This is a genomic window from Reyranella soli, assembly GCF_007992495.1.
Classification (GTDB): domain Bacteria; phylum Pseudomonadota; class Alphaproteobacteria; order Reyranellales; family Reyranellaceae; genus Reyranella; species Reyranella soli.
The window spans coordinates 183,016-209,590 of record NZ_BKAJ01000004.1 but is presented as its reverse complement, the minus strand read 5'-3'; the positions used below and the strand labels follow the sequence as shown (position 1 = coordinate 209,590).

General features: G+C 67.3%; 28 protein-coding genes. 15 read left to right on the top strand and 13 right to left on the bottom strand.

Features of this window, described 5'->3' with window-relative positions:
- Position 1: 1 nt before the first annotated feature.
- The gene (locus tag RSO01_RS01680; RefSeq protein ID WP_147145501.1) at positions 2 to 676 is read right to left on the bottom strand and encodes a response regulator transcription factor; all 675 of its coding nucleotides are present in this window, start codon (positions 674 to 676) and stop codon (positions 2 to 4) included.
- Between the two features lie 131 nt (positions 677 to 807).
- Here RSO01_RS01680 and creD point away from each other — a divergent pair, with 131 nt between their 5' ends.
- From creD to RSO01_RS01645, 7 genes are all read left to right on the top strand, one after another.
- Positions 808 to 2,157, top strand: a complete 1,350-nt coding sequence (gene creD / locus RSO01_RS01675) for a cell envelope integrity protein CreD (protein ID WP_147145498.1) — start codon at positions 808 to 810, stop codon at positions 2,155 to 2,157.
- Between the two features lie 87 nt (positions 2,158 to 2,244).
- Positions 2,245 to 3,327 (top strand): polyamine ABC transporter substrate-binding protein, encoded by a 1,083-nt coding sequence (locus RSO01_RS01670; protein ID WP_147145496.1) that lies wholly within the window; start codon positions 2,245 to 2,247, stop codon positions 3,325 to 3,327.
- A gap of 1 nt (position 3,328) precedes the next feature.
- On the top strand, positions 3,329 to 4,330 hold the full coding sequence (locus tag RSO01_RS01665; RefSeq protein WP_147145494.1) for an ABC transporter ATP-binding protein: 1,002 nt from the start codon (positions 3,329 to 3,331) through the stop codon (positions 4,328 to 4,330).
- A 129-nt stretch (positions 4,331 to 4,459) separates the two neighbouring features.
- The gene (locus RSO01_RS01660) at positions 4,460 to 5,296 is read left to right on the top strand and encodes an ABC transporter permease subunit (RefSeq protein ID WP_147145492.1); all 837 of its coding nucleotides are present in this window, start codon (positions 4,460 to 4,462) and stop codon (positions 5,294 to 5,296) included.
- Positions 5,297 to 5,400: 104 nt separating this feature from the next.
- Positions 5,401 to 6,162 carry an ABC transporter permease gene (locus tag RSO01_RS01655; RefSeq protein ID WP_147145708.1) on the top strand — a complete coding sequence of 254 codons (762 nt, stop codon included), beginning with the start codon at positions 5,401 to 5,403 and terminating at the stop codon, positions 6,160 to 6,162.
- An 87-nt stretch (positions 6,163 to 6,249) separates the two neighbouring features.
- Positions 6,250 to 7,434 carry a sulfite oxidase gene (locus RSO01_RS01650; protein ID WP_246157937.1) on the top strand — a complete coding sequence of 395 codons (1,185 nt, stop codon included), beginning with the start codon at positions 6,250 to 6,252 and terminating at the stop codon, positions 7,432 to 7,434.
- Positions 7,431 to 7,871: a hypothetical protein gene (locus RSO01_RS01645; protein ID WP_147145488.1), complete on the top strand. Its 441-nt coding sequence runs from the start codon at positions 7,431 to 7,433 to the stop codon at positions 7,869 to 7,871. The genes RSO01_RS01650 and RSO01_RS01645 overlap by 4 nt, the downstream gene beginning before the upstream one ends.
- Here the strand turns inward: RSO01_RS01645 and RSO01_RS01640 are convergent.
- Positions 7,864 to 8,172, bottom strand: a complete 309-nt coding sequence (locus RSO01_RS01640; RefSeq protein ID WP_147145486.1) for a winged helix-turn-helix transcriptional regulator — start codon at positions 8,170 to 8,172, stop codon at positions 7,864 to 7,866. The genes RSO01_RS01645 and RSO01_RS01640 overlap by 8 nt on opposite strands.
- A gap of 63 nt (positions 8,173 to 8,235) precedes the next feature.
- Between RSO01_RS01640 and RSO01_RS01635 the strand changes: the two genes are divergently transcribed.
- Together RSO01_RS01635 and RSO01_RS01630 are read left to right on the top strand one after the other, a co-directional pair.
- Complete coding sequence (locus RSO01_RS01635; protein WP_147145484.1) at positions 8,236 to 8,778, top strand: carboxymuconolactone decarboxylase family protein; 543 nt, start codon at positions 8,236 to 8,238, stop codon at positions 8,776 to 8,778.
- A 61-nt stretch (positions 8,779 to 8,839) separates the two neighbouring features.
- Complete coding sequence (locus tag RSO01_RS01630) at positions 8,840 to 10,384, top strand: serine hydrolase (protein WP_147145483.1); 1,545 nt, start codon at positions 8,840 to 8,842, stop codon at positions 10,382 to 10,384.
- On the opposite strand, the gene RSO01_RS47055 is transcribed toward RSO01_RS01630, so the two are convergent.
- The 4 genes from RSO01_RS47055 to RSO01_RS01615 form a co-directional block, all read right to left on the bottom strand.
- Entirely contained in the window at positions 10,385 to 10,609 is a 225-nt protein-coding gene (locus tag RSO01_RS47055; RefSeq protein WP_170302785.1) for a hypothetical protein, read from the bottom strand.
- Positions 10,610 to 10,754: 145 nt separating this feature from the next.
- Positions 10,755 to 11,909, bottom strand: coding sequence for a benzoate/H(+) symporter BenE family transporter (locus RSO01_RS01625; RefSeq protein ID WP_147145480.1), 1,155 nt, complete (start codon positions 11,907 to 11,909; stop codon positions 10,755 to 10,757).
- Entirely contained in the window at positions 11,906 to 13,150 is a 1,245-nt protein-coding gene (locus RSO01_RS01620; RefSeq protein WP_147145478.1) for a Zn-dependent hydrolase, read from the bottom strand. The genes RSO01_RS01625 and RSO01_RS01620 overlap by 4 nt, the downstream gene beginning before the upstream one ends.
- A gap of 63 nt (positions 13,151 to 13,213) precedes the next feature.
- On the bottom strand, positions 13,214 to 14,197 hold the full coding sequence (locus RSO01_RS01615; RefSeq protein WP_147145476.1) for a ribose-phosphate diphosphokinase: 984 nt from the start codon (positions 14,195 to 14,197) through the stop codon (positions 13,214 to 13,216).
- A gap of 187 nt (positions 14,198 to 14,384) precedes the next feature.
- Here RSO01_RS01615 and RSO01_RS01610 point away from each other — a divergent pair, with 187 nt between their 5' ends.
- On the top strand, positions 14,385 to 15,563 hold the full coding sequence (locus RSO01_RS01610) for a CaiB/BaiF CoA transferase family protein (protein WP_147145474.1): 1,179 nt from the start codon (positions 14,385 to 14,387) through the stop codon (positions 15,561 to 15,563).
- 88 nt (positions 15,564 to 15,651) lie between these two features.
- Here RSO01_RS01610 and RSO01_RS01605 read toward each other — a convergent pair whose 3' ends face one another.
- Positions 15,652 to 15,942, bottom strand: a complete 291-nt coding sequence (locus tag RSO01_RS01605; protein ID WP_147145472.1) for a hypothetical protein — start codon at positions 15,940 to 15,942, stop codon at positions 15,652 to 15,654.
- 322 nt (positions 15,943 to 16,264) lie between these two features.
- On the opposite strand from RSO01_RS01605, the gene RSO01_RS01600 reads away from it, so the two are divergent.
- Genes RSO01_RS01600 through RSO01_RS01590 form a run of 3 tightly spaced genes read left to right on the top strand, consistent with a single transcriptional unit; the run spans position 16,265 to position 18,094 of the window.
- Positions 16,265 to 16,552 (top strand): hypothetical protein, encoded by a 288-nt coding sequence (locus tag RSO01_RS01600; protein ID WP_147145470.1) that lies wholly within the window; start codon positions 16,265 to 16,267, stop codon positions 16,550 to 16,552.
- Positions 16,543 to 17,031, top strand: a complete 489-nt coding sequence (locus RSO01_RS01595) for a hypothetical protein (RefSeq protein WP_147145468.1) — start codon at positions 16,543 to 16,545, stop codon at positions 17,029 to 17,031. Before RSO01_RS01600 ends, RSO01_RS01595 begins: the two co-directional genes overlap by 10 nt.
- A gap of 34 nt (positions 17,032 to 17,065) precedes the next feature.
- The gene (locus tag RSO01_RS01590; protein ID WP_147145466.1) at positions 17,066 to 18,094 is read left to right on the top strand and encodes a histone deacetylase family protein; all 1,029 of its coding nucleotides are present in this window, start codon (positions 17,066 to 17,068) and stop codon (positions 18,092 to 18,094) included.
- Between the two features lie 49 nt (positions 18,095 to 18,143).
- Here the strand turns inward: RSO01_RS01590 and RSO01_RS01585 are convergent, their stop codons facing one another.
- Positions 18,144 to 18,485, bottom strand: coding sequence for a hypothetical protein (locus RSO01_RS01585; RefSeq protein WP_147145464.1), 342 nt, complete (start codon positions 18,483 to 18,485; stop codon positions 18,144 to 18,146).
- A 203-nt stretch (positions 18,486 to 18,688) separates the two neighbouring features.
- On the opposite strand from RSO01_RS01585, the gene poxB reads away from it, so the two are divergent.
- Positions 18,689 to 20,407 (top strand): ubiquinone-dependent pyruvate dehydrogenase, encoded by a 1,719-nt coding sequence (gene poxB / locus RSO01_RS01580; RefSeq protein ID WP_147145462.1) that lies wholly within the window; start codon positions 18,689 to 18,691, stop codon positions 20,405 to 20,407.
- A gap of 20 nt (positions 20,408 to 20,427) precedes the next feature.
- Here poxB and RSO01_RS01575 read toward each other — a convergent pair whose 3' ends face one another.
- The 4 genes from RSO01_RS01575 to RSO01_RS01560 all read right to left on the bottom strand — a co-directional run bounded on the left by RSO01_RS01575 (position 20,428) and on the right by RSO01_RS01560 (position 24,814).
- Positions 20,428 to 21,315: a sulfurtransferase gene (locus RSO01_RS01575; protein ID WP_147145458.1), complete on the bottom strand. Its 888-nt coding sequence runs from the start codon at positions 21,313 to 21,315 to the stop codon at positions 20,428 to 20,430.
- A gap of 24 nt (positions 21,316 to 21,339) precedes the next feature.
- Positions 21,340 to 22,389, bottom strand: a complete 1,050-nt coding sequence (locus RSO01_RS01570; protein WP_147145456.1) for a zinc-dependent alcohol dehydrogenase family protein — start codon at positions 22,387 to 22,389, stop codon at positions 21,340 to 21,342.
- A 62-nt stretch (positions 22,390 to 22,451) separates the two neighbouring features.
- On the bottom strand, positions 22,452 to 23,474 hold the full coding sequence (locus RSO01_RS01565) for an amino acid ABC transporter substrate-binding protein (protein WP_147145454.1): 1,023 nt from the start codon (positions 23,472 to 23,474) through the stop codon (positions 22,452 to 22,454).
- A 17-nt stretch (positions 23,475 to 23,491) separates the two neighbouring features.
- A complete protein-coding gene (locus RSO01_RS01560; RefSeq protein ID WP_147145452.1) occupies positions 23,492 to 24,814 on the bottom strand; it encodes an aspartate aminotransferase family protein in 1,323 nt (440 codons plus the stop codon).
- 121 nt (positions 24,815 to 24,935) lie between these two features.
- On the opposite strand from RSO01_RS01560, the gene RSO01_RS01555 reads away from it, so the two are divergent.
- Entirely contained in the window at positions 24,936 to 25,814 is an 879-nt protein-coding gene (locus RSO01_RS01555; protein WP_147145706.1) for a LysR substrate-binding domain-containing protein, read from the top strand.
- Here RSO01_RS01555 and RSO01_RS01550 read toward each other — a convergent pair.
- A complete protein-coding gene (locus tag RSO01_RS01550; protein WP_218037208.1) occupies positions 25,789 to 26,574 on the bottom strand; it encodes an aminoglycoside phosphotransferase family protein in 786 nt (261 codons plus the stop codon). The two genes, RSO01_RS01555 and RSO01_RS01550, sit on opposite strands and share 26 nt — an antisense overlap.
- Position 26,575 lies beyond the last annotated feature (1 nt).

Genomic DNA, 26,575 nt, shown 5'->3' with positions numbered 1-26,575 from the left:
GTCAGGTCGCGGCCAGGCGATAGCCTACGCCATGCACCGTCTCGATCGGATCGCCGCCCGCCGACTGGAACTTGGCGCGGATGTGGCGGACGTGGCTGTCGATGGTGCGGTCGCTGACGAAGCGGGCGCCGGCATAGGAGGCGGTCATCAGGTTCTCGCGCGTGAAGACGCGGCGCGGCTGGGCGGCGATCGCCTTCAGGAGCGCGAACTCGGTGGCGGTGAGCGGCACCTCGGTGCCATCCCAGCGCGCCGCGATCGCCTCGACGTCGATCACCAGCCGGCCGCGCACCAGCCTCTGCTGCTCGCTCTCCACCGGTGCCTTGCGGCGCAGCACAGTCTTGACGCGCGCCACCAGCTCGCGCGGGCTGAACGGCTTCACCACATAGTCGTCGGCGCCGAGCTCGAGGCCCAGGATGCGATCCAGTTCCTCGTCCTTGGAGGTGAGGAAGATGATCGGCACGTCCGAGCCCTTGCGCAGGCGCTTGCACACTTCGGTGCCGTCGAGCTCGGGCATCAGGATATCGAGGACCACCAGCGCCGGTCTCTCGCGCCCGGCAACGTCGAGGGCGGCCATGCCATCGCCCGCGGTCAGCGGCTGGTAGCCGGCGCGCCGCAGGGCAAAGCACACGACATCCCGGATATGCGGATCGTCGTCGACGACCAGGACCTTCTGCATGACAGGAGTCTAGCGCCCGGCCCGACGGTGTCGACGGGCGTGAAGGCATTTGCACCAAATCTCCACAAACGCTCCACCGGTGCTGCACGCCGCCAACCGATCCTGCCGCCTCCGCCCCGTGGAGGTATTCGATGACCGACGACGCCCTGCCCCCGCCCCTTCCGACGCCGCCGCGGCAAACCGCGCCCGGCGGGCTGCAGCAGCTGCGGACGTTCCTGGCAAGCGACAACCTTGTCGCGCGCCTGGCCGTGCTGGGCTTCCTGACGCTCGTGCTCACCATTCCCCTCAACATGATCGGCGGCGTCATCGCCGATCGGCTCACCTTCGAGGCCGAGGCGACCAAGAGCGTCAGCGAGGCATGGGGCGGCGAGCAGACCTTCGTCGGCCCGATGATCGTGGTGCCCTACCGGCGCACCTACCTGGGAGCACTCACTCTCCTGCCCGAGAAGCTCACGATCGACGGCCATATCCAGCCGCAGCAGCGCCGGCGCGGCCTGTTCAGCGTCAACGTCTACACCGCCACGCTCGACGTCACGGCCGAGTTCCAGACCAGCGCCCTGCGCGAGCTTCTCGCCGACCAGCGCGAAGCCGAATGGTCGGCGGCCCGCCTCGAGATCGGCGTCAGCGATACGCGCTCGATCGACGGCGACGGCGTCGAGATCGATGGCCAGAAGGTCGACTGGACGTCGATCTCGGGAGGCTCGCTGTCGTCGCTCAAGGCCGCGGTTGCCGCCGCCACGCTCAGCGACCGCGAGGTCGTCCAGGTGCGCTTTCGCATCGCCATCGCCGGCAGCGGCAAGCTTGCCCTGGTGCCGCTCGGCCGCCGCACGGAGGCGACGCTCGACGCCCCATGGCCCTCGCCCAGCTTCTTCGGACGACTGCCCCTCAGCCAGACGGTCGCCACCGGCGGCTTCAGCGCCAAATGGGCGACGTCGGATCTCGGCCGGCCCTACGGCCAGCTCTGGGACACCCTCAACGTGCGCAACGACCCTTCGGCGAAAACCGTGCTGGGCTCGGCCTTCGGCGTGACGCTGCTAACGCCGGTCGACGCCTATCGCGAGACCGACCGCGCTATCAAGTACGGCATCATGTTCATCGGGCTCACCTTCGCGGCCAGCCTCCTGTTCGAGCTCGCCACCGGCACGCGCCCGCACGCCGCCCAATATGGCCTGATCGGCCTGTCGCTCTGCGTGTTCTACCTGCTGCTGCTGTCGATCAGCGAACAGATCGGCTTTGCCCTGGCCTACCTGGCGAGTGCGGCGGCCGTGGTCATCCAGGCGACGATCTACAGCCGCGCCCTGCAGGGCCGCACCGCCCCGGCGTTGGCCTTCGGCACCATCCTCGCCGGCCTGTTCGGCGGTCTCTACGGCCTGCTCCAGCTCGAGGATGTGGCCCTGCTCACGGGCTCGGTAGTGCTGTTCGCGGTGCTGTCCATCGCCATGTGGCTGACGCGCAATCTGCATCGGCAGCAACTGGCCTGAAGGACGAAAGGGCGCGGCCGTCCGGCAGGGGCCGCTTGCCTTTCACAGGGCCCGCCGGAATGATGCCGCGTCGTTCCGGAGTATTTAATGCGCCTGCCTCGTCTCGCCTCGCTGCTTGCCTTCGCGGTCGCCCCCGCCTTCGGCCAGGGGCAGGTCAACGTCTACAACTGGTCCGACTATATCGCCGAGGATCAGCTAAAAGCCTTCGAGAAGGACACCGGCATAAAGGTCAACTACACGACCTACGATTCCAACGAGATCCTGGAAGCCAAATTGCGCGCCGGCCGCTCGGGCTACGACGTCGTGGTGCCGACGGCCTCGCCGTTCTTCGTGCGCCAGCTCGCCGCCAACCTCTACAAGCCGCTCGACAAGGCCAGGCTCAAGAACCTGAAGAACCTCGATCCCGAGATCATGGGCGCGCTGGCCAAGTACGATCCGGGCAACGCGCACGCCATCCCCTGGATGTGGGGCACCACGGGCATCGGCTACAACGTCGACGCCGTGAAGAAACGCATGGCCGACGCGCCGGTCGATTCGCTGAAGATGATCTTCGATCCCGCGATCGTGTCGAAGTTCGCCGATTGCGGCGTCATGATCCTCGACAGCGCCACCGACGTCTTCCCCGCGGCGTTGAAATATCTCGGGCTCGACCCCGATTCCAAGAAGCCCGAGGACCTCGCCAAGGCGGCCGACGTCGTGAAGGCGGTGCGACCCTTCATCCGCAAGTTCCATTCCTCGGAGTACATCAACGCGCTGGCCGGCGGCGACATCTGCCTCGCCTTCGGCTATTCCGGCGACATCTTCCAGGCGCGCGATCGCGCCGCCAAGGCCAAGGACAAGCAGACCATCGCCTATGCCATCCCGCGCGAGGGCTCGCTGCTGTGGATCGACGTCGCCGCGATCCCCAAGGATGCGCCCAACGCCGACAATGCGCTGCGCTTCCTCGACTTCCTGCTCGAGCCCAAGGTCGCGGCGGCCTCGAGCGAGCTCACCGGCTACGCCAACGCCAACCTGCCGGCGACGGCACTGCTGCCCAAGGACATTTCCAGCAACCCGCTGATCTATCCGCCCGCCGACGTGCGCGCCAAGTTCTATACCATCACCGCCGGCAACGCCGAGCAGACGCGCGAGCGCACCAGGCTGTGGACCACGGTGAAGACGGGTCGATGAATTGAGCGCCGGGCCGATCGTCAGCATCGCCGGGGTCGCCAAGCGCTTCGGCACGGTCGTCGCCGTCGACGGCGTCGATCTCGACATCCAGCGCGGCGAGCTGTTCGCCCTCCTGGGTGGCTCGGGCTGCGGCAAGACCACCTTGCTGCGCATGATCGCGGGCTTCGAGACGCCCGATACCGGCCACGTCCTGATCGATGGCCAGGACATGACCGGCGTGCCGCCGCATCGCCGGCCGGTCAACATGATGTTCCAGTCCTACGCCCTGTTCCCGCACATGGATGTGGCGGCGAACGTGGGGTACGGCCTGCGCCGCGAGGGCCTGCCGGCCAGCGAGATCGCGCGACGCGTCGGCGAGGCGCTGGACCAGGTGCGGCTTGGCGACCACGGCAAGCGCCGGCCGGCGCAGCTCTCGGGTGGGCAGCGCCAGCGCGTGGCGCTGGCCCGCGCGCTGATCAAGCGGCCGAAGCTCCTGCTGCTCGACGAGCCGCTGGCCGCGCTCGACCGCAAGCTGCGCGAGGGCACGCGCTTCGAACTGGTGCGCCTGCAGGAGCAGCTCGGGCTCACCTTCGTCATGGTGACGCACGACCAGGAGGAGGCGATGTCCATGGCGGGCCGGCTCGCCGTCATGAACGAGGGCCGCATCGCCCAGGTCGGCACGCCGCACGAGGTCTACGAGCACCCGCGCTCGCGCTTCGTCGCCGACTTCATCGGCATCGCCAACATCCTGCCCGTCGACGGCGGCCGCGCCTGGCTGGCGCTGCGGCCCGAGAAGATCGCCCTGTTCGCCGCCCGGCCCAGCACCGACCACGCCGAGCAGGGCTGCATCGTCGAGATCGCCTACGAGGGCGACCGCTCGCTCTACCGCGTGGCGCTGACGGACGGCAGCACACTGCTGGTCTCGACGGCCAACATCGCGCGTCATCCGCGCGAACCCTGGCCGCGCGGCCAGCAGGTGTGGCTGGGCTGGGCCGCGGATGCGGGGCAGAGGCTGGAAGAATGATGACGCATAGCCGCGCGAACAGCGACCACTGCCATCCCGAGGGCGAAGCCCGAGGGACCTTTAAGGCAACAGGAAAGGTCCCTCGCTACGCTCGGGATGACAGCTTTCTCGCGGCGGGCACCTAGAGTCATGCGCCTCGTCATCGCGCTCCCCTACCTCTGGCTCGCCACCTTCTTCCTGCTGCCGTTCGCGCTGGTGTTGGCGATCGCCTTCGGCGTCAACAATCCCGATGCCGTGCCGCCGGTCGATCTCGGCGTGTCGCTGAAGAACTTCCGCCTGCTCTTCACCGACGATCTCTACCTCGCGGCCTGGCTGGGCTCCTTGCGCATCGCCGCGGCCTCGACGGTGCTCTGCCTGCTGCTGGGCTATCCCATGGCCTACGCCATCGCCCGCGCGCGGCCAGGCCTGCGGCCGCTGCTGCTGATGGCCGTCATCCTGCCCTTCTGGACGTCGTTCCTGATCCGCGTCTATGCCTGGATGGGCCTGCTTGCCAGCAACGGCATCTTGAACCAGTTCCTGCGCGCCACCGGCCTGGTCGACAATCCCGGCACCATCCTGGGCACCGAATGGGCCGTCCATCTCGGCATCGTCTACGCTTACCTGCCCTTCATGGTGCTGCCGGTCTATGCGGCGCTGGAGAAGCTCGACACCAGCCTGCTCGAAGCCGCGGCCGATCTCGGCGCCAGCCCGCTGGTCGCCTTCCTCACCGTCACCCTGCCGCAATCCCTGCCCGGCATCCTCGCGGGCTGCCTGCTGGTCTTCATCCCGGCCGTCGGCGAGTTCGTCATCCCCGACCTTTTGGGCGGCACCGGCACGCTGATGATCGGCAAGGTGCTGTGGGACGAATTCTTCCTCAATTCGGATTGGCCGCTCGCTTCCGCGGTGGCGATCTGTCTTCTGGTGTTGCTGGTCGGTCCGATCGCGCTCTTCCAGCGCCAGCAGGCCAAGAACCTGGAGCGGCAGTGATGCCAGGCCGCGCGCGGCTGCCTTCGCCGAAGCGAAGCCGAGACGTAGGCACGGCATCGCCCCAGTCCCGCTTCGGCTTCGCGCAGGCAGGCTTCGCCTTCACGATGCTCGCCTTCGGCTACGCCTTTCTTTACCTGCCGATCGCGCTGGTGATCGTCTATTCGTTCAATGAATCGCGGCTGGTCACGGTATGGGCCGGCTTCTCCACCAAATGGTGGAGCGCCCTGTTCGCCAATGAGGCGATGCTCGGCGCCGCCTGGCTGTCGCTGCGCATCGCGCTGGTGAGCGCCACCGTCGCGGCCGTCATCGGCCTCGCGGCCGGCTATGCGCTCGCCCGCGTGCCGCGCTTCTTCGGCCGCACCCTGTTCGGCAGCCTGGTGATCGCGCCCATGGTCATGCCCGAAGTGGTGATGGGCATCTCCATGCTGCTGCTGTTCGTCGGCTCCGACCGGCTCATGGGCTGGCCGATCCGCGGCTTCCTCACCATCGCCATCGCCCACATCACCTTCTCGATCGCCTTCGTGGCCGTCGTCGTGCAGGCCCGCCTCGCCGACTTCGACCGCTCGCTCGAAGAAGCGGCGATGGATCTCGGCGCCACGCCGTGGACCACCTTCCGCACCATCACCCTGCCCCTGATCGCGCCCGCGGTCGGCTCGGGCTGGCTGCTCGCCTTCACGCTGTCGCTCGACGACCTGATCCTCACGCAGTTCGTCGCCGGCGCGCAGTCGGAGACCCTGCCGATGCGCGTCTATTCCAGCGTGCGGCTGGGCGTCGATCCGCAGATCAATGCGCTCGCCACCATCATCATGGTCGTCGCTGCCTGTGCGCTGATTTTTTCCGGATGGCTGACGCGACGAAAAGCTTGAGCTAAGTTCGGCCCCAAGAACAGAAGAATTTTCTGTAGTGGGGGAACCAGGATGGCATCGCGACGTAATGTGCTGAAGGGGGTGGGAATGGCCACTATCGGTGCGTCTCTGCCGATCAGCGGTGTCCTGGCGCAGAACGCGCCGGCGGCCGCACCAGCCGCCAAGGCTCCCAAGCTCCTCGAAATGGAAGGCAAGGCCAAGCTTGCCGTTCTCGGTGATCGCCCATTGGTCGCCGAGACGCAGGCGGCGCTGATGGACGACGACGTCACGCCGACCGCCAAGCTCTTCGTGCGCAACAACGGCCAGGTGCCGGAAGCGACGCGCGATCCCAAGGCGTGGAAGATCAAGGTCGACGGCGAGGTCAACACGCCGCTCGAGATCACGCTGGGCGACTTGATGAGCCGCTTCCCCAACGTCACCTACCAGCTCGTGCTGGAATGCGGCGGCAACGGCCGCTCCTTCTTCGAGCCCGAGGCGCGCGGCAACCAGTGGACCAATGGCGGCGCGGGCTGCCCGCAATGGACCGGTGTCCGCCTCGCCGACGTGCTGAAGGCCGCCGGGCTGAAGTCGAGCGCGGTCTTCACCGGCCACTACGGCGCCGATCCGACGCTGGCCGGCGAGACCGACAAACCGACCATCTCGCGCGGCATGCCGATCAAGAAGGCGATGGACGAGCACACGCTGATCGCCTTCAAGCTGAATGGCCAGGACCTGCCGTTGATCCATGGTGCGCCGGTGCGCCTGATCGTGCCGGGCTGGGCGGGCTCGCTCTCGACCAAGTGGCTGACCCGCATCTGGGTGCGCGACAAGGAGCATGACGGTCCGGGCATGGGCGGCTTCTCCTACCGCACGCCGAGGAAGCCCATCGTGCCGGGCAGCAAGGGCGACGAGAAGGACATGGCCATCCTGGAATCGATGCCCGTGCGCTCGGTCATCACCTTCCCGGCCGATGGCACCAAGCTCGCCGCCGGCACCAAGAAGCTCGACCTGCGCGGCAATGCCTGGGCGGGCGACTGGGACATCAAGACCGTCGACATCTCGATCGATGCCGGCAAGACGTGGAGGAGCGCCAAGGTCAATCCACCGGCCAACAAGTTCGCCTGGCAGCGCTTCACCGCGTCGATCGACCTGCCGAGCTCGGGCTACTACGAGGTCTGGTCGCGCGCGACCGATAGCAACGGCGTCACCCAGCCCTTCCTGGCGACCAACTGGAACCCGCAGGGCTACGGCGCCAACCCGATCAGTCGCATCCGCGTCCTCGTCGAATCTTGAGAGAGATCACCGTCACCCACGTCGTCGTCATCACCCTGACCGCGACGTTCGTCCTGCTTGGCCTCGACCGCGCGGGCGAGTTGCGGCCGAACCGGCCGGCCTATGTGCCGCCGGCGGCCAAGTCCGCGACCGTGGCGGCGCCCGAGCACGATCCCGACAAGGGCAAGCCGCCGCCGCACAACGACAAGCCCGAGGACCTGCCCGACGGCAAGGGCCGCGACGTGACCTTCTATACCTGCACGGCCTGCCACGGCGTGGCGCTGATCAAGGCGCAGGGCCTGACGCGCGAACTGTGGGATTCGACCTTCGACCTGATGCTCGAGAAGCATCGCATGCCGCCGGTGCCGGCAGCCGAGCGTGGCGAGATCCTCGATTATCTCGCCGCGACCTTCCCGCCGCGCCGGCGCGGACGCGGCGACGACAATCCGTTCAAATAGCCTTCGCCCATTTTTCCGACCAGACATGGAGCGGCAGGAACAGCCGCAGCAGCTCCTCGCCCAGGGTCGTCAGCCGGTAGCCCGCCGCTTCGTCGAGGAGCACCAGCTTCGCCTCCCTGAGCTCGGCCAGTCGCGTGTTAATGATGGTCGGGCTGGCGCCGATCGCGTCCTGCAACTCGCGGAACCGCCGCGGCTCCTCGCGCAGCTCCCAGACGATGCGTAGCGTCCACCGCCGACCCAAAAGGTCGAGCAGCACCATGATCGGCCGGCCGGTGCGCGAACCGCGTACGCGCTTCACCATCTATTACACTCCGTTACTACAATTTCTGTAGCAAGTTTGCTACAAGAAGTGTAGCACAACGGCATGCCCCGCATCGCCCCCGCTGAACCGCCCTACGAGCCCCAGATCGCCGCCGCGCTCGAGCGCATCATGCCGCCCGGCGTGCCGCCGCTCGGGCTGTTCCGCGCCATGGCGAAGAGCCCGCGCGTCTTCGCCCGGATGTTCGCCGGCGCCCTTTTAGACAAAGGCCCGCTCTCCCTGCCCCAGCGCGAGATCGTGATCGACCGCACCACGGCACGGCTGGGCTGCGAATACGAATGGGGCGTCCACGTCACCTTCTTCGCCGAGCGAGCCGGCTTCACGCCCGAGCAATCGGCCGCCACGATCAGCGGCGCGAGCGACGCGCCATGCTGGACGGCCGACGAGCAGGCCTTGATCGCCCTGGTCGACGACCTGGTCGACCGCCGGTCCATCGGCGACGACACCTGGCGCCGCCTCACCGCGCACTTCGACGAAGCGCAGATCCTCGAGGCGATCGCGCTCGTGGGCTACTACCACACGATCAGCTTCCTCTGCCGCGGCCTGAAACTGCCGCTGGAAAGCTACGCCGCGCGCTTTCCCCGTTGAGCGTGCGCACGGGCGCGTCCTGTGCCATCGTTCGATCGTGTTGCTTCCAAGGGAGTACGCGATGTTCCGGCGGACGTTCCTTGTCGGCGCCGCAGGGTTGCTGGCTCCATTGCCCGCCCTTGCACAGTCCGCAACGCGCGAGAAGGTCGCTGCGGCGCTGCCGAAGCTCAAGGACTTCGCGCGGCAGATCACGGACAAGGCGCAAGTGCCCGGCCTCTCGATCGCCATCGTCCATCGCGACGAGGTCGTCCTCCTCGAGGGCTTCGGCCTGCGCCAGGTCGGCAGGCCCGAAACCGTCGACGCCGACACGGTCTTCCAGCTCGCCTCGCTGTCCAAGCCGTTGTCCTCGACCGTCGTCGCCGCCCTGGTGAGCGACGGCAAGGTCTCGTGGGACAGCCGCCTGCGCGACATCGATCCCGGATTTGCCCTGCAGGACGAGCTCGCCGCCGTGAACGTCACCGTCCGCGACCTGTTCGCCCATCGCAGCGGATTGCCGGGCCATGTCGGCGACGACATCGAGGAGCTGGGGTTCAGCCAGGGCGAGATCCTGCATCGCCTGCGCCTGGCCAAGCCCGCCTACGGCTTCCGCAATGGCTACTCCTACAGCAACTTCGGCCTGACCGAGGCCGCCGTCGCCGCGGCCCGGATCTCGAGCCAGGGCTGGGAGGAAGCCGCCGAGGACAAGCTTTACAAGCCGCTGGGCATGGCCTCGACCAGCTCGCGCTACCGCGACTTCCTGGACCGTCCCAACCGCGCCGCCCTTCATGTGCCGGTCGACGGCACGCCGGACGGCACTTGGGCCTCGTTCACAAAGCGCAACCCGGATGCGCAGGCGCCCGCCGGCGGCGCCAGCTCGAGCGCGCGAGACCTCGCGCGATGGCTGCGCCTGCTGCTGGCCGAGGGCCGCTATGGCGCCCGCCAGCTGATTGCCAAGGAGGCCCTGCAACAGGCGCACATTCCCGCGACCGTGCGCAGCGTCGACCCGAACACCGGCGCCGCGTCGTTCTATGGCCTCGGCTGGAACATCGACTATCGCGCGCACGGCGTCGAATGGAGCCATGCCGGCGCCTTCAGTGCGGGGGCGCGCACGCTGGTCCACCTGATCCCGGGCGAGCAGCTTGGCATCGTCGTGCTGTCGAACGCCTTCCCGACGGGCGTACCCGAAGGCATCGCGATGACCTTCTTCGACCTGGTCTTCGAAGGCCAGCCGACCAAGGACTGGGTGACGATGGCCAACGATGTCTTCCAGGCCGGCTACGCCGCGATGCTGAAGCCGTCGATGGCCTATGCGACGGAGCCCGCCTCGCCGGCGCCGCCGCTGCCGCCCGAGGCCTATCTCGGCGACTACGGCAACGATTATGTCGGCGATGCCAAGGTGACCGACTCAGGAGGAACGCTCTACCTTAGCCTCGGTCCGGCCGGCCGGCGCTTCCCGCTCAACCCCTTCAATCGCGACGTGTTCACCTACGCGCCGATGGCGGAAGCGCCGAAGGCACGCAGCGGAGTGAGCTTCCTGATCGGACCGGACGGCAAGGCGAGCGAGGTCACGATCGAGGACCTCAACGAATACGGCATGGGACGCCTGGTGCGCGTCCCTGCCAGGTGATCAGGAGGCTGCGCAACGCCTCGGCGTCGCGACGTAGTTCGGAAGCCCGGCGAACCAGAGCTGCAGATCGACATTGTCGATCGGCACCCATTCATGGTTTTCGCGCTGGGCCTTGTCCCAGGCCATGACCACGGCGCCGGTGGCGCTGCGATCGATGTAGAGACCGCCGTCTCGGAATGAGCGGCTGGTTTGCGAATGCCCCGAGCGTCGATGTGATCTCGCCACGGGCCGATGCAATACTAAAAGCGTCATAGGGCACCTCAGCACTCGTAAAGTCATGCGAGCGTAGGCCCGGGCTCTCAGGCGTACTGTGATTTTGCTCACGTCCACATTTAGTCTGCACGCCACATCGCGAACACAATCTGTTCTCTTAGCGCCTCACGTAGCGATCGATGCCGAGCACGACGACGCCGAAGACGAGGCCCCAGAAAGCAGAGCCCACGCCCATCAACGTGACACCTGAAGCAGTCACTGCGAGCGTGCCGGCCGCGGCGAAGCGATCCTGGTCAGCCGAGAGCGCGGAGCCCATGGCGCTCGCCATCGAGCCCAGCAGCGCCGTGCCGGCGACGGTGGCCAGCAACGCCGGCGGCAAGGCGCCGAACACGCCAACCAGCGACGCGCCGAACAGGGCGATCAGGCTCCACCACACGGCATAGAAGACGCCGGCTTTCCAACGCTCGGCAGGATCGGGATGCGCCTCGGGACCGGTGCAGAGTGCGGCGGAGATCGCTGCGAGATTGGTGGTGTGGGCGCCGAGGAAGGCGCTGCCGAGCGAGGCCGCACCGGTGGCGGCGAGCACGGCTTGCGTCGGCGGCTCGTAACCGGAGGCGCGCAGCACGGCAAAGCCAGGCAGGTTCTGCGACGCCATGGTGACGAGATAAAGCGGCACGCCGAGCCCGATCAGCGTCGCGACATCCCAGGCCGGCATCACCAGTTCGGGCTGCGACAGGCCGAGCGCCGGTATCGGCTTCACCAGGCCGAGGCCGACCGCGATCAAAGCGCCGGCGACCAGCACGATCAGCGAGGCAAGTGTCGGCGCCAGGATGCGCGCCACCAGGAACAGCGCGACCATGGGCAGCACCAGAAGCGGCGCGCTGGGCACGTGCTCGACCATGGCGATGACGAGGCGCAGCAGGATGCCCGCCAGCATCGCCGCGGCGATGCTCGCCGGTATCTTCTCGATCAGGCGAGCCAATGGCCTGATGGACGCCGTCAACAGGATCAACACCGCCGCCAGCACGAAGGCGCCCACGGCGGCGCCGATGCCCGGCACGCCCGAGGTCGAGGCGATCAGCGCCGCGCCCGGCGTCGACCAGGCGGTGATAATGGGCATGCGATAGCGCACGCTGAGCCAGAGACCGGAGAGCGCCATGGCGATGGCGAGCCCCGAGACCCATGAGCTCGCTTGCGCCGGCGTGGCGCCGACGGCCGCCGCCGCCGCCAGCACGACGGGCAAGGTCCCGCCGAGCCCCGCCACAGTCGCGACCAACGCCGCGGTGGCGGTCGAGACAAGGCCGGATTTCACGGAGAGTTCGCTCGGTCGACCATCGCCTGCAGGAGGATCTGGGCGCCGGCGCCGATGTCGGCCTTGTCGGCGTCCTCGATCTCGTTGTGGCTGATGCCATCCTTGCACGGCACGAAGATCATGGCGGTCGGCGCGACGCGGCTGACGTAGCAAGCGTCGTGGCCCGCGCCGCTCACGATGTCCATGTGGGCATAGCCCGCCTGCTCCGCCCCGCGTCGCACCGAATCGACCAGCTCGCGGGCGAAAGGCGACGGCGGGAAGTACCAGATCTGCTCGATCTTCACCTCCAGCCGATGGCGGCTCGCGATGTCGGCGGCCGCCGCCCGCATCTCGGCGTCCATCCTGGTCAGCTCGCCGTCGTCGGGATGGCGGAAGTCCACGGTCATGAACACGCGGCCGGGGATGGTGTTGCGCGACTGCGGCTGGCTTTCGATCACGCCGATGGTCGAGCGCCCGTTCGGCCGATTGCCGATCCTGCGGCACTCGACGATCAGCTCGGCCGCGCCGACCAGCGCATCGCGGCGGCCTTCCATGGGCGTGGTGCCGGCGTGGCTTTCCATGCCGGTCCACGAGATCTCGTACCAGCGCTGGCCCTGCGCGCCGGTAACGACGCCGATGGTCTTGTTCTGCTGCTCGAGGATTGGCCCCTGCTCGATATGCGCTTCGAAGAAGGCGCCGACCTTGCGACCGCCGACCGGCTCCTTGCCGTCATAGCCGATCGCCTTCAATGCCTCGGCGAAGCTGACGCCGTCGCGATCCTTGATGCCGAGCGCATGGTCGAGCGTGAAAGCGCCGCCGAACACGCCCGAGGCCACCATGGCCGGCGCGAAGCGGCAGCCCTCCTCGTTGGTCCACACGGCCACTTCGATCGGCGCCTCGGTGACGTACCCCGAATCGTGCAGCACGCGCAGGACCTCGAGCCCGGCCATCACGCCATAGGCGCCATCGAACTTGCCGCCGGTCGGCTGGGTGTCGAGATGCGAGCCGGTCATCACCGGCGGCTTGGCCGGATCGCGGCCCTCGCGGCGGGCGAAGATGTTGCCGAGCTGGTCGACCTTGATGCTGCAGCCCGCCTCCTTTGCCCAGCGCACGAAGAGATCGCGGCCCTGGCGGTCGAGGTCGGTCAGGGCGATGCGGCACACGCCGCCCTTCTCCGTGCCGCCGATCTCTGCCAGCTCCATCAGGCTCGACCACAGACGGTCGGATTCGATCTTTAGGTTGGGACGGTCGGAGGGCTTCATGCGAATTCCATTAGGCAACTGGTGTTGGAAGGCAGATCACTGCTGCCAAACCTAGCACGCCTTTCAGGCCCGCAACGCGGGCCTCGCATTGTCCTGGACTGTCGGATCCGAATGGAACAGGGCGCTGACGGATTCACCGCTGTTGATCCGACGCATGGCTTCAGCCAGGGCCGGCGCGATTGACAGTACCGTGAGCTTCGGCACCCGCTTCTCGGCGGCAATGGGCACCGTGTTCGTGCAGACGATCTCGAGCACGTCGGGTTCCGCCGCCAGCCGCCGGGTGGCAGAACCGGAGAGAATTCCGTGCGTGCAGGCGATCCGGATGGAACGGGCCTTGTGGTCGCGCAGGTGCCGCAGCAGTTCCAGGATGGATCCGCCGGTCACGATCTCATCATCGAGGACGATGACGTCACGGTCGCGGACATCGCCAATCAGCATCGAAATCCTGACCTCGGTGTCGCTCAGCCGCTCCTTCGCTCCCGCGGCCATGGGTACTCCCAGCCGCTTGGCGAAGGCCGCGGCACTCTTGGCATTTCCCAGGTCGGGCGACACCACGACGCCATTGGCGAGGTCGTAGCGCTGGAAATGCTGCGCGAGCTCGCCCAGCGCATGCAAGTGGTCGACGGGAACGCTGAAAAACCCGTGAACCTGCGGGGAATGGAGCGTCATCGTGAGAATCCGGTCGGCCCCCGCTGTCGCCAGCAGGTCAGCGACGAGGCGGCCACCGATCGAGATGCGTGGTGCATCCTTCTTGTCGGATCGCGCATAGGCATAAAAAGGGATGACGGCCGTGATCCGCGCCGCCGACGCGCCGCGGGCGGCATCGAGCATCAACAGGAGTTCGACGAGGTGGTCCTGGACGGGCGAGCTCAACGGTTGAATGAGAAAGACATCCTGCTCGCGGCAGTTGGCCTGCAGCTGCACTTCTATGCAGTCGTTCGAGAACCGCTTCAGCCTCGTCGGCAGCAACGGAACGCCAAGCTTCGCGCAAATCTCTTCAGCCAATGCGGGATGAGCGCTGCCACTGAAGATGGCGATCGGACTCAAACGGCGTCCTCCTCGCGACGATGTCGGCGACTTGCGTGGTGCTTATGGCAGACCGGGCACTGCCGGGCAACGCGCTATGCGAGCGCAACTGGCCAGCCGCCTCCTGAACGCCTAGGCCAAGGCTGGCCGGACGGCCCTGGCGAGGCTATGGGTCGATGCTTCGCCACCTGGGACACTATTCCGAAAGATGCTTCCGCTCTCCGACACGCTCGTCCTCGACCTTACGCAAGTCATCGCCGGTCCGACCGCCGGCCAGATCCTGGGCGACATGGGCGCCGATGTGATCAAGGTCGAGCCCCTGCACGGCGAACATTTCCGCCCGCATTTCGGCGGCGCGTGGGTGCCGTCGATGAACCGCAACAAGCGCGGGCTGGCCGTCGATCTGCGCACCGAGGGCGGCCGTGAGGTGCTGATGCGGCTCGCCCGCAAGGCCGACGTCTTCATGGAGGCCTTCACGCCGGGCGTCATCGACAAGCTGGGCTTCGGCTGGGAGAAGCTGTCGAAGGAGAACCCGCGGCTGATCTACGCCTCCGTGTCGGGCTACGGCCAGACCGGCCCCTACGCCAGCCGCGCCGGCTACGATCCCTGCATCCAGGCCGAGATCGGCCTGATGGATGCGACCGGCCCCGACGGCGGCGAGATGTGCCGCGTCGGCACCGCCGCCATCGACTACTCGACCGGCTCGTTCTGCGCCGCCGGCATCGCCTTCGCCCTGCTGGCACGCCACAAGACCGGCCGCGGTCAACGGCTCGACCTGTCGCTGTTCGATGTCGGCATGCACCTGATGAGCCACTGGATCACCAACCACGGGCTGACCGGCGAGGATCCCATCCGCATGGGCACGTCGAACTCGATCATCTGCCCCTTGCGCGTGTTCCCGACAAAGACCCAGCCGATCTTCATCGCCGGCACCAACGACGCCTTCTGGAAGATCCTGTGCACGGCGCTCGGCAAGAAGGACTGGCTGGAGGACAAGCGTTTCACCACCAACGCCGACCGCGTCGCCAACCGCGCGATCCTCGAGCCGCTGATCGAGGCGCATTTCCTGCAACACACCTGCGACGAGCTTTTGGACAAACTGATCCCCGCCGGCATGGCCTGCTCGGCCGCGTACAGGATCAGCGAGGCCATGGTGAGCCCGCACGCCCAGGCGCGCGGCAGCGTTCTGGAGATCGACTATCCGGGCATCGGCCCGGTGAAATCGGCGAACAATCCCATCAAGCTATCCGACGTGCCGGTCGAGACGCGGCTGAAGTCGCCCGGCGTCGGCGAGCACACGGTCGAGATCATGCGTGAGGTGGGTTTCAACGACGCCGAGATCGCCGCCCTGCGCGACGCCAAGGCGATCGCGACGCAAGCCGACTAAAGAGGCATCAAGCTCGCGGTCCGGAAGAGCCTGAAGAGAATGCGGCGCCGCCCGGGGGAAGGACGGCGCCGCACCCTCGCTGGACCTCTTAGCCGCGCGGCGGCAGGGAGATCTTGGCGTTCTGCAGCGCCTTCTCGATGGCGGCGATGCCGCTGGTGTCGCCGGCCTTGCAGCGCTCGACGGCATCGCGGGTCTCGACACCCACCGGCGGGCGGCTCTTGGCCGAACCGCCGGCGAGGTAGCGCTCGTACTTCTGGACCACGGCATCGCAATAGGCGGCCTGCTTGGTGTCGGCTGAGGCGCCGGCGGCCAGCAGGAACGCGGCGGCCAGAACGCTGCCGACGGTCAGGGTCATCGTCTTGGTGATCATCTTCGTCATGTGAGCCTCCACTGCTCTTGTTGTGCCCGCGTGTTTGCGAGCGGCGTGCTTTTCGACGGCGGCCGCGGCGGGAATCTGGCGGCAGAATTTCGGCAGGCTTACAAGCCCGCATGCGTTGTACGCAGGCGCAGCATGATCAACCATGGTTGTTGCAATGCGGGGTTTGAAACTGTCGCTACGGCATTGCGGAATGCTCGATGGCGTGCGCCCCGGGCGGCGTCTACGAAACGCGGCGAGGCGCGCCTCCAGGCTGATGTATTTGCGCAACACCGACAGCGCGGGCTCAGCCTCCGGAATAATTTGAGCGCGCTTGAATCGATGTATGGCATTCTGCGCTTGCCACATGACGCCGCTCAGCCACCAAGGCCTCTATCGCAACTCACCGCTGATGTTCGGCGGATTGCTCGGAGCGATCGCGCTGCTGATCGGCGGGATCGCTGCTTCCATGCACGTCGCCACTACGGGCGACGAGCTGTTGCCCCTAATGTTCGGCACGTTGGGCCTGTTCGTGCTGGTGTTCTTGGTGTTCCTGCTGATGGCGCTGCGCCAGCATCGCTGGACCATCGAGGCACAACCGTGCTGGTCGAGGAGCGTCCTCTGGTGCCGCTGACCGGCCGCCGTCGCGTGCGGCGCGTGCCGTTCGCTGAGATCGCCGGCCTGAACTCGGTGCAGAACGCCACCGACGATCTGCTGACGCTCACCACCCGCGACGGCGAGCGCTTCGTGCTGCCGCCCAGCCTGGCGCCGGGCCAGGGCCTGATCCGTGCGCCTGACCAGGCGGGGCTTGGCGCCTTCGCCGGTGCGCTGCAGGCGGCGATGACGGCGGCGGGTAGCGCTGCGCCGCCGGTGGCCGACGGGCTCTGCTTCTGGAATCGCCCGGTGGGGCTTAGCCTGTTCGGCATCATGTTTCTGGCAAGCCTGGCGTTGGCCGTCGTCGCCTTGTGGGGCATGTGGGAAGGCGCGGCCACCCGCCACCGTGGCGGCGAGGCCGTGGCCATCCTCGTGATGCTGCCGGTGGGCGTGGCCTGGATGATACGCCGGTCGTGGAAGCGCCGGCGCGCTGTGCTGCGGGCGCTTCGCGAGTCGTAGTATATGGACCACCGATCAAGGAGCCGTTTGTCCCGTGAAAATCATCTATTCCGACAAGCACGCCCAGCACGACCCGCAGTCTTTCTTCGTGCGCGGCGTCAAGCAGCGCAGCGCCGAGCAGCCCGAACGCGCCGAGCGCCTGCTGGCCGCGGCCAAGGGCGCCGGCCACGAGATCGTCGGCGCCAAGGCGCATGGCACGGCGCCAGCCGAGACTGTGCATACGCCCGAATACATCGACTTCCTCAAGACCATCGCGCGCGACTGGGCGAAGCTGCCCAACGCCTCGGTCGAGGTCATGCCCAACGTCCATCCGGCACGCTATCCCGCGACGTACCCGAAGGCGCTGGCCGGCCGTGCCGGTTGGCATCAGGTCGATCTCGCCTGCCCGATCGGCCCGCACACCTGGGATGCCGCCCTCGCCGCCAGCGAATCGGCGGCAACGGCCACTGATCTCGTGCTCGACGGCGCGCACGAGGCCTATGCGCTCTGCCGGCCGCCCGGCCATCACGCCTATGCCGACATGGCGGGCGGCTTCTGCTTCCTGAACAACACCGCCATCGCCGCCCAGCGCTTGCGGCAGAAGCACCAGCGCGTCGCCGTGCTCGACGTCGACGTCCACCACGGCAACGGCACGCAGGGCATCTTCTTCGAACGCGACGACGTGCTCACGATCTCGATCCACGCCGATCCGGACAACTACTATCCCTACTTCTGGGGCCATGCCCACGAGACCGGCGTCGGCAAGGGCCACGGCTTCAACCTCAATCTGCCGCTGCCGCTTGGTTCCGGCGATGCGCCGTGGCTCGCCGCGGGCGACAAGGCGCTGGCGCGCATCCGCGACTTCGCGCCGACGGTGCTGGTCGTGGCGCTGGGCCTCGACGCCAGCGAAAGCGATCCGCTGCAGGGGCTCAAGGTGACCGGTGCAGGTTTCCACGCCATGGCCGGCAAGATCGCAAGCCTCGGCCTGCCGACCGTCCTGGTGCAGGAAGGCGGCTATCTCAGCGACGACCTCGGCCGCAACCTGGTGCAGTTCCTGTCCGGCTTCGAGAAAGGCCGCTCATAGCTGGGGGCGCGCCACTAGAGGCGAAGTAAACTCCGCCGTAAGTGGCGCGTCATACTGGAGTGCGGATCTCCAGAAAGATCGACAGCGCAGCAAGCACCGGCCCGAGCAGCGCCGCCTCGGTCCACATCTGGAAGACGTACACATACAAGTACGAGACGGCGAATCCGCCCAGGACCGGCACGATGGCGTACGGCCATCCCAGAGACGATGCGAAAAGGATCGCGAAGACCATCAGTGCCGTTCCCAGGATGCCCGGAAGGTGCGGCTTGTAGCCGAACTCGCCGAGAGACCAGCCATGATAAACCACGTAGAACCTGTGCGAGAGCAGAGCCGCACCACAGGCAAAGATCGAAATCGTCAGGGCAAGCAATACCGCGTCGCTTGAGGGCATCGGTCATCCTTTGGCCGGAGGCTGCGCCTTGGTGTGTTGTCCGTACGCCCATTGCGGCATCCGGTCTGTCTCCTATTGCACATGGACCGATGCGGCTCCTAATGCTCTTCCGGACCGCATGGCGCTCCCGTGAGGGGACGAGCTTCGCGCGCGGGTCGGCGCGTGGCATAGTCCGCGCCCAGTCACCAACAACGGAGCACGCCATGCCGACCGTCGCCGACCTGATGGCCCAGACCCTGACCGTCGCCGGCGTGAAGCGCATCTATGGCGTGGTCGGCGACTCGCTGAACGGCTTCACGGATTCCCTGCGCAAGCAGAAGAAGATCGACTGGATCCACATGCGCCACGAGGAGGCCGCGGCCTTCGCTGCCGGCGCCGAGGCCCATCTGACCGGCGAGCTCGCGGTCTGTGCGGGCAGCTGCGGGCCGGGCAACCTGCACCTGATCAACGGCCTGTTCGACTGCCAGCGCAGCCGCGTGCCGGTGCTGGCGATCGCCGCCCACATCCCGAGCTCCGAGATCGGCGGCTCGTATTTCCAGGCCACGCATCCCGAGCACCTGTTCGCTGAGTGCGCGCACTATGTCGAGCTGGTCTCCAACGTCGACCAGATGCCGCGCATTTTCGAGAAGGCGATCCGTATCGCCATTGCCGAGCGCGGCGTCGCCGTCGTGGTGATCCCGGGTGACATCGCGCTGCAGTCGACCGACGCCAAAGCCGCCAAGTGGCTGGCGCCGAAACCGCCCATCGTGCGGCCCTCCGAGCCCGACATCGATGCGCTGGCGAAGATCCTGAACGACGGCGAGCGCATCACCCTGATGTGCGGCGCGGGCTGCGCTGGCGCGCATGCCGAGATTGTGAAGCTCGCGGAGGTGCTCAACGCGCCGATCGTGCACTCACTGCGCGGCAAGGAGTATGTCGAGTACGACAACCCCTACGACGTCGGCATGACCGGCCTGATCGGCTTCTCTTCGGGCTACGCCGCCATGAAGGCCTGCGACACCCTGCTGCTGCTGGGCTGCGACTTCCCCTACCGCCAGTTCTATCCCGAGGGTGCCACGGTGGCGCAGGTCGACATCCGGCCGGAGAGTCTCGGCAACCGCTGCCATCTGGCACTGGGTGTGGTGGGCGACGTGTCGGCAACGGTGGTCGCGCTCCTGCCCAAGCTCAAGAAGAAGACCGATTCGAAGTTCCTCGATGCCGCCCGCGCCCACTACGGCAAGGCCCGCGCCGATCTCGACAAGCTGGCCGAGGGCAAGCCGGGCGGCAAGATCATCCATCCGCAGTATGTCGCGCGGCTCTTGAGTGACCTCGCCAGCGACGACGCGGTCTTCACCTGCGACGTCGGCACCCAGACGGTGTGGGCGGCGCGTTACCTCAAGATGAACGGCAAGCGGCGGCTGATCGGTTCGTTCAACCATGGCTCGATGGCCAATGCACTCCTGCAGGCGATCGGCGCCCAGGCGGCGTTCCCCAAGCGGCAGGTCGTATCGATGTCGGGCGACGGCGGCTTCTCGATGATGATGGGCGATTTCATCAGCCTCTCGCAGCTCGGCCTGCCGGTAAAGGTGGTGGTGCTGAATAATGGCACGCTGGGCTTCGTCGAGATGGAGATGAAGGCGAGCGGCTTTCTGGACGTCGGCTGCGAGCTCAAGAACCCCAACTTCGCCGCCATGGCCGAGGCCATGGGCATCAAGGGCGTGCGCGTAGAGGCACCGGGCGATCTCGAAGGCGCCCTGCGCGATGCCCTGGCGCACGACGGACCTGCTCTGGTTGACGTCGTGAGTGCGCGACAGGAGCTCGCCATGCCGCCCAAGGCCACGATCGGCCAGGCGCTGAACTTCAACCTCTTCCTGCTGAAGGCGGTGATGGACGGCCGCGCTGCCCAGGTCGTCGACCTGGCGCGCGTCAATCTCCGGATCTGACTTCAGGATCTGCCCCGGGGTCAGTCCCTCTCTATCGGCAGCGACTCCGTCTTCGCCCATTCGCCCATGGAGCCGTCGTAGAGCGTGATGTCGTCGTGGCCGAGCTGGTGCAGCAGAAACAGGTCGATCGTGGCCGAGATGCCACCGCCGCAATAGCAGATCGTGCGCTTGTCCTTCGAAATGCCCTGGGCGGCGAATTTCGCCGCCGCGTCGGCCAGCGTGGTGAAGCCCTTGGTCGCGGGATCGACCAGCGTGGCCGCCGGAACGTTGACGCTGCCGGGTACGCGGCCGGGGCGACCGTAGCGGCTGGGCTCCAGCCCGCGATGGAACTGCGGCCCCAGCGCGTTCACGGTGACGGTGTCGCGGCGCCCGATGGCGGCCTTGACCCTGGCGGCATCGACGAACAGGCCCTCGCGCGGCGTTGCTGCGAAGGTCGCCGGCGGATAGCCGCGCGGCGCGCCTGTTTCGAGAGGACGGCCTTCGGCCTTCCATTTGTCGAGGCCGCCGTCGAGCACGGCTGCGTCGTCGAAACCGAGCGAGCGCAGCATCCACCAGAATCGGGTCGCCCACATCATCGTGCCGATGCTGTAGAGCACGACGCGCGTGGCCGGGCGCGTGCCAGTCCCGATACCGTGCCGGCCGAACGCGGCCTGCAGCCTGGCGACGGACGGCATCATGAAATGGAGATGCGTGTCGGTATCGGAGAACTCGCCCTGGAGGTCGAGGAAGTCGGCACCGGGGACATGACCGTCCTCGAACGTCTTGCGGCCGGGTACGGCGTTGTAGGGCTCGGCCGAGCCAGCGGGCGTCGGCTCGAGGTAGGTCGTGCAATCGAACACGCGCAGCGACGGATCGCCGAGCGAAGCGGCCAGGGTATTGGTGTCGATCAAGGCGCGCGGGTCACGCATCGCGGTATCCTCCAAGTTCTGGCCTCAAATCAGGAAGACGCCTTTGCCGTCGGCCTGCTTGTCGAACAGCTTATAGGCCTCGTCCGCCTGGTCGAGCGACCAGCGGTGCGTGAACAGCTTGTCGACGTCGACCTTGCGCTCGACGCAGAAGGCGGCGCACTCGGCCTGGATGACGGTCGAGAACGTCCAGGAGGCGATCAGCGTCATCTGCCGCCGCAGCAGGTGCGGGCTGACGTCGATCGTGATGTCCCCGCCCTCGCCGACGAAGCACATGGTGCCCCAGACCTTGGTGCTGCGAATGGCGTTGAGGCGGGCGTCGCGGTTGGAAGACGTATCGAGCGTCAGGTCCGCATATTTACCGTGTGTCAGTTCCTTGATCGCGGCGACCGGATCGTTGGAGCCCGGGTTGACCAGCTCGTCGGCGCCGAACTCGCGGGCGCGTTCCAGCCGCTGCGCGCTGGTGTCGAGCGCAATCACCCGCGCGCCCATCGCCTTGGCGAATTGCGTGCCGGCGAGGCCCACCGGCCCCTGCCCGAAGATCGCGATCGTGTCGCGGCCGGAAACGTTCATGCGTCGCAACGCGCCATAGGCGGTGCCGGAGCCGCAGGAGATGGCGGCACCCGCCGTGAAGCTCAGGGCTTCATGCAATGGCACCATCGTGTTGGCCGGCACCTTCAGATACTTGGCGTGACCGCCATGGGCGTTGTTGCCATAGACCTTCACCGGCACCTCTTGGCAAAGCTGCTGCCAGCCGGAGCGGCAATGGCTGCACTGGGTACAGCCCTGATAGTGATGCACCATCATGCGGTCGCCGACCTTGGCTTCCGCGGCGGTGACACCGGGTCCGACGGCAACGACCACGCCACAGGGCTCGTGCCCGGCGATGACGGGCTCGGAACTGGCCGGGATACCCGAGGCCCGCGGCACGGTCTTCGAGCGGCGGTACTGGTGCAGGTCAGACCCGCACATGCCCGATGCCTTCATCTCCAGCACCACTTCGCCCGGTCCCGGCGTGGGATCGGGGAAGTTCATGATCTCGACAGCACGCTCGCCGGGAAAGGTAACGCCACGCATGGTTTCCTCCGCTATTCGTTGCGGGGAAGCCTATCGGATCGGTGCGAAGCCGGCGACCGTCGTCAGCGCATGGGTGGCGCGAACATGAGACCGCCGTCGCGCCACAGCCGATTGAGGCCGCGCTCGACGCCCAGAGGCTCGAGATTGCGGCGGAAGCTCTCACCGTAGTTGCCGACCTGGGCGACGACGTTCAATGCCCAGACCGCATCCAGTCCCAGCATCTTGCCGAGGTCGCCCGATTTGCCGACCAGCCGTAGCACGCCGGGATCGGTGCTGGATGCCGCCTGCGCCTTCACGTTGTCGGCGCTGAGACCGAGCTCCTCGGCGTTGACCATGGCCCAGAAGCTCCATCGGACGATGTTGGCCCACTGGTCGTCGCCGCCGCGGACCGCGGGGCTGAGCGGCTCCTTGGTGACGATCTCCGGCAGCAGCCGATAGTCGGCCGCATTGGCCAACGTCGAGCGGATGCCCATCAACTGGGTCGAATCGCTGGTCATCGCATCGCAGCGGCCGCCGACGAACGCCGACTTCATGGTGTCGACATGCTCGAAGGTGACCGGCGAGAACTTCAATCCGTTGCGCGAAAAGTAGTCCTGCACGCCGACCAGCGTGTCCGTGCCGGACTGCGCGCAGATCGTGCCGCCGTTCAGGTCCCTCGCCTGCTTCGCCGGCGAGCTTTTCGCGACCAGGAAGGCCGTGCCGTCGTAGTAGTTGACGCCGGTGAAGGTGAGGCCGAGCTGGGCGCTGCGTTGATAGGTCCAGGTGGCGTTGCGCGCCAGCACGTCGACCTCGCCCGATTGCAGGGCAGTGAAGCGCTGCACGGCCGTGAGTGGCACGAACTTCACTTTCGCGGCGTCGCCGAAGACGGCGGCGGCGACGGCGCGGCACACATCGACATCGAGGCCGCGAAAGACGCCCTGGCTGTCGGCCAGGCTGAAACCCGGAAAGCCGGTCGACACGCCACACCGAACGACGCCATTGGCCCGCACCGTGTCGAGCATCGGCGCGGCCTCCGACGGCGTGCCGGCAAGCGCCAGTGCAAGAAGGCCGCACAGGCCCGCAGAGAACTTCGAACGTGACGACATGGCATCCCTCCCGATGATCACTCGATCCCCGCCGTGCCGATCTCGGCGAGGCTGTCGCGGAGCGACTTGTCGAGGATGTCGACGGCCCGATCGATCTCGTCGGTCGAGACGGTCAGAGGCGGGGCGATGCGCCACACCGAGCCGCGCTCGGGACGCCGGCGGATATTCATGCTGAGGCCCTTCTCGAAGCACTTGGCCGTGGTCAGGGCGCCGAGCTTGTGCGCCGGCAGGCGCGACGCACGATCGCGCACCAGCTCGACGCCCAGCAGCAGGCCGAGGCCGCGAACGTCGCCGATCACCTCGTGGCGCTGCTGCAGCTCCTCGAGCCTGCCGCGCAGGTAGGCGCCCATCTGCCGCGACCGGGCGACGAGTTGCTCCTCGGCGATCACCTTCAGCACCGCCAGGCCGACTTCGGCACCCAGCGGGTCGGAAACGTGGCTGGTGTAGAAGGTGAAGTGCTTGTCGTGCAGCACCTCCTCGATGGCCGCCGTCGTGGCCACCGCGGCGAGCGGCAAGCCGCCGCCAAGGGTTTTCGACATCGTCATGATGTCGGGAACGACGTCGAAGTATTCGGCTCCGGTGCGCGTGCCGATACGGCCGAAGGCGGTCTGGGCCTCGTCGAAGATCAGCAGCATGCCGCGGTCGTCGGCCGCCTTGCGCAGCGCCCGCATGAAGGCCGGCGGCGGCACCAGGACGCCGCCTGCGCTGATCACGGGCTCGACGAGGATGGCAGCACCTCGCCCGGCCGACTGCATGTCGAACATTTTCAGAGCGATATCGAGGTTGGCGAGGGCCGCCTCTTCCTCGTTCATGCCCGCAACGTACGGGCGGTAGGCGTTGGGTTCCGGAATGACGAAGACGCCGGGTGGCGGGACGCCGTAGCCCTTGCGGTCGCTCGCCATCGAGACCGCGCTCGCGCCGCCGGTGATGCCGTGCCACGAGCCGCCGAGGACGAGGACCTCGTAGCCGTCCGTGTACATCTTGGCCATCCGCAGCGCGACCTCGGTGGCCTCCGACCCGGTGTTTATGAAGATCGTCCGCTCGAGGTCGCCCGGCAGCCAGTCCTGCGCCAGCGTGCGGGCGAGTTCGACGACGACCTCGGGGATCATGCCGCTGAAGAAGTGGAAGGCTTTTTGGCCCGCCCGATTTACAGCCTCGACGATGGCCGGATGGTTGTGGCCGATCGTGGCGCACATCTGGCCGGACGTGAAATCGAGGTACTCGCGACCGTCGCTGTCGGTCACGACGGTGCCCTTGGCCGTCCTGAACAGGTTGGGAAACGAATCGCCGCCGTAGCGTACAAGGTATTCCTTCGCCGCCTGCCGAAGTTCCTCGCTCATTGGCCCATCCTGTGCGTTTCAGTACTGTGAGCGTCGATACGGAGACCCTCCGATGGGAGCCAGAGCAAAAAACTCAGCACCTCGTGAAAGCAGCTCAACAGTAGCCGCGGTTCGGCCGCGCCTGCCGCCGCTCAAGGCGCTGCTGGCGTTCGAGGCGGCGTGCCGGCACGGCAGCTTCTCACAGGGAGCTACGGAGCTCGGCGTGACGCCGTCCGCCGTCAGCCACCAGATCCAGCAGCTCGAGGACTTCCTCGGCGCGACGCTGTTCCAGCGCCGGGCGGGACGCGCGGTCCTGACCGATGCAGGGCGCCGCTATGCTCATGAGATCGAGCACGCGCTCGGCGTCATCCGCCAGGCCACCGAGCTGGTCGCTCCGCAGTCGCAGTCCGGACATCTCGTGATCGCCGCCGGCCCGAGCTTCGCCGCCAAATGGCTGCAGCCGCGGTTGCCCGACTTCCTGCGCGCCCATCCGTCGATCCGCGTCCGGCTGTCGACGATCTCGTCGGCCGCCGACCTGGAGGACACCCGCTTCGACCTCGCCATCGCCTATGGAGCGCCGCCGGCCGGCCAACCTCACGTCGAGCCGTTGTTGGTCGAGCGGCTGCGCCCGCTCTGCAGCCCCGAGCTTGCGGCCCGGATCGACCTCAGGACGCCGCATGATCTTGCGCGCGCGACGCTCATCCACTCGGTCAACGCCTTCACCTGGGCGGAGTATCTGCGGCAGGTCGGTGTCGGCCAGCTGCATGCCGGCAACGAGCTGTGGCTCGACCGCTCGACGATGGCGATCGAAGCGGCGGTCAGTGGCCTGGGCGTCGTCCTGGAGAGCGAATTGCTGGCCGCGCAGGAGCTCAGCGATGGCCGGCTGGTCGCGCCGTTCGGTGACCAGGCCAGCGCCGTCGAAAGAACGTCCTACTTCCTCGTGCGGCCGCGCGGCGGGCGAGTCGGCCGCCAGACCGTGGCCTTCGAGAAATGGCTCAGAACGGCGATTGCCTCAAGCTGAGCGCGGCGACGGCGAGATCGAGGTCGGCTGCCGTACCGTCGGCGAGATGCCACGCTGCCGACAGGCCGGCGAAGGCCAGCGCCCACTGCAGGAGCCGACGACGATCGAGCGACGCGGCAGCGACCAGCACTTCCAGCTGACGGTCGAAACGACCCGGCGCCAGCGTCGTCGCGGCATCGGGATTGCGCAGGATGTTGACGAAGTCGAACGTCCGCTCGCCAAAAAGGCCCTTGGGATCGATGGCGACCCAGCCGCGCTCGCCAGCGTCGAGGACGTTGCCGTGATGGATGTCGCCGTGCAGGACCACGACGTCGTGCGGATCGGCCATCAGCGCCTGCGCCGCTGAATCCGCTTGAGCGAGCAGGCCGCCGTGCGTCCGTGCAGCGGGCGCCAGGGCCTCGAACCATCGCGGCAAGGGCACGAGTTCCGGCGGCTGCCCAGCACGCGGCGCATGCAGGCGCGCCGCCACGCTGCAAAGGATGCGACTTGCTTCGTCGTCCTGGCCATCGGCGACCATTGCGGCGAGCGAACGCGATCCAGTGGCGCGCTCCAACAACAGCGCCTCACCGTGCCGGGCCAGAATCTGCGCCGCACCGTCGCCCTTCCACCAGGCCATCAGCGCGCCGCCGCGGCCTTCCTCCTCCTCGCGCGCGATCTTCAACATGGCGGGCACGCCGTTGTGGCGCACCGGCAGCAGCAGGGACGAAGGTGTTTCGATCGGCTCGCCGTCGGGAACGAGATCCCAACGGGCGAGATGCACT

Excerpts from the sequence above, each read along its gene's own strand:
- RSO01_RS01630 (WP_147145483.1), top strand. The coding sequence starts at position 8,840 with ATGTTCCGGCGGACGTTCCTTGTCGGCGCCGCAGGGTTGCTGGCTCCA.
- RSO01_RS01600 (WP_147145470.1), top strand. The coding sequence starts at position 16,265 with ATGGCATTCTGCGCTTGCCACATGACGCCGCTCAGCCACCAAGGCCTC.
- RSO01_RS01620 (WP_147145478.1), bottom strand. The coding sequence starts at position 13,150 with ATGAAGCCCTCCGACCGTCCCAACCTAAAGATCGAATCCGACCGTCTG.
- RSO01_RS01650 (WP_246157937.1), top strand. The coding sequence starts at position 6,250 with ATGGCCACTATCGGTGCGTCTCTGCCGATCAGCGGTGTCCTGGCGCAG.
- RSO01_RS01655 (WP_147145708.1), top strand. The coding sequence starts at position 5,401 with ATGCTCGCCTTCGGCTACGCCTTTCTTTACCTGCCGATCGCGCTGGTG.
- RSO01_RS01565 (WP_147145454.1), bottom strand. The coding sequence starts at position 23,474 with ATGTCGTCACGTTCGAAGTTCTCTGCGGGCCTGTGCGGCCTTCTTGCA.
- RSO01_RS01660 (WP_147145492.1), top strand. The coding sequence starts at position 4,460 with ATGCGCCTCGTCATCGCGCTCCCCTACCTCTGGCTCGCCACCTTCTTC.
- RSO01_RS01670 (WP_147145496.1), top strand. The coding sequence starts at position 2,245 with ATGCGCCTGCCTCGTCTCGCCTCGCTGCTTGCCTTCGCGGTCGCCCCC.
- RSO01_RS01640 (WP_147145486.1), bottom strand. The coding sequence starts at position 8,172 with ATGGTGAAGCGCGTACGCGGTTCGCGCACCGGCCGGCCGATCATGGTG.
- creD (WP_147145498.1), top strand. The coding sequence starts at position 808 with ATGACCGACGACGCCCTGCCCCCGCCCCTTCCGACGCCGCCGCGGCAA.
- RSO01_RS01610 (WP_147145474.1), top strand. The coding sequence starts at position 14,385 with ATGCTTCCGCTCTCCGACACGCTCGTCCTCGACCTTACGCAAGTCATC.
- RSO01_RS01585 (WP_147145464.1), bottom strand. The coding sequence starts at position 18,485 with ATGCCCTCAAGCGACGCGGTATTGCTTGCCCTGACGATTTCGATCTTT.
- RSO01_RS01575 (WP_147145458.1), bottom strand. The coding sequence starts at position 21,315 with ATGCGTGACCCGCGCGCCTTGATCGACACCAATACCCTGGCCGCTTCG.
- RSO01_RS01570 (WP_147145456.1), bottom strand. The coding sequence starts at position 22,389 with ATGCGTGGCGTTACCTTTCCCGGCGAGCGTGCTGTCGAGATCATGAAC.
- RSO01_RS01560 (WP_147145452.1), bottom strand. The coding sequence starts at position 24,814 with ATGAGCGAGGAACTTCGGCAGGCGGCGAAGGAATACCTTGTACGCTAC.
- RSO01_RS01605 (WP_147145472.1), bottom strand. The coding sequence starts at position 15,942 with ATGACGAAGATGATCACCAAGACGATGACCCTGACCGTCGGCAGCGTT.
- poxB (WP_147145462.1), top strand. The coding sequence starts at position 18,689 with ATGCCGACCGTCGCCGACCTGATGGCCCAGACCCTGACCGTCGCCGGC.
- RSO01_RS01680 (WP_147145501.1), bottom strand. The coding sequence starts at position 676 with ATGCAGAAGGTCCTGGTCGTCGACGACGATCCGCATATCCGGGATGTC.
- RSO01_RS01635 (WP_147145484.1), top strand. The coding sequence starts at position 8,236 with ATGCCCCGCATCGCCCCCGCTGAACCGCCCTACGAGCCCCAGATCGCC.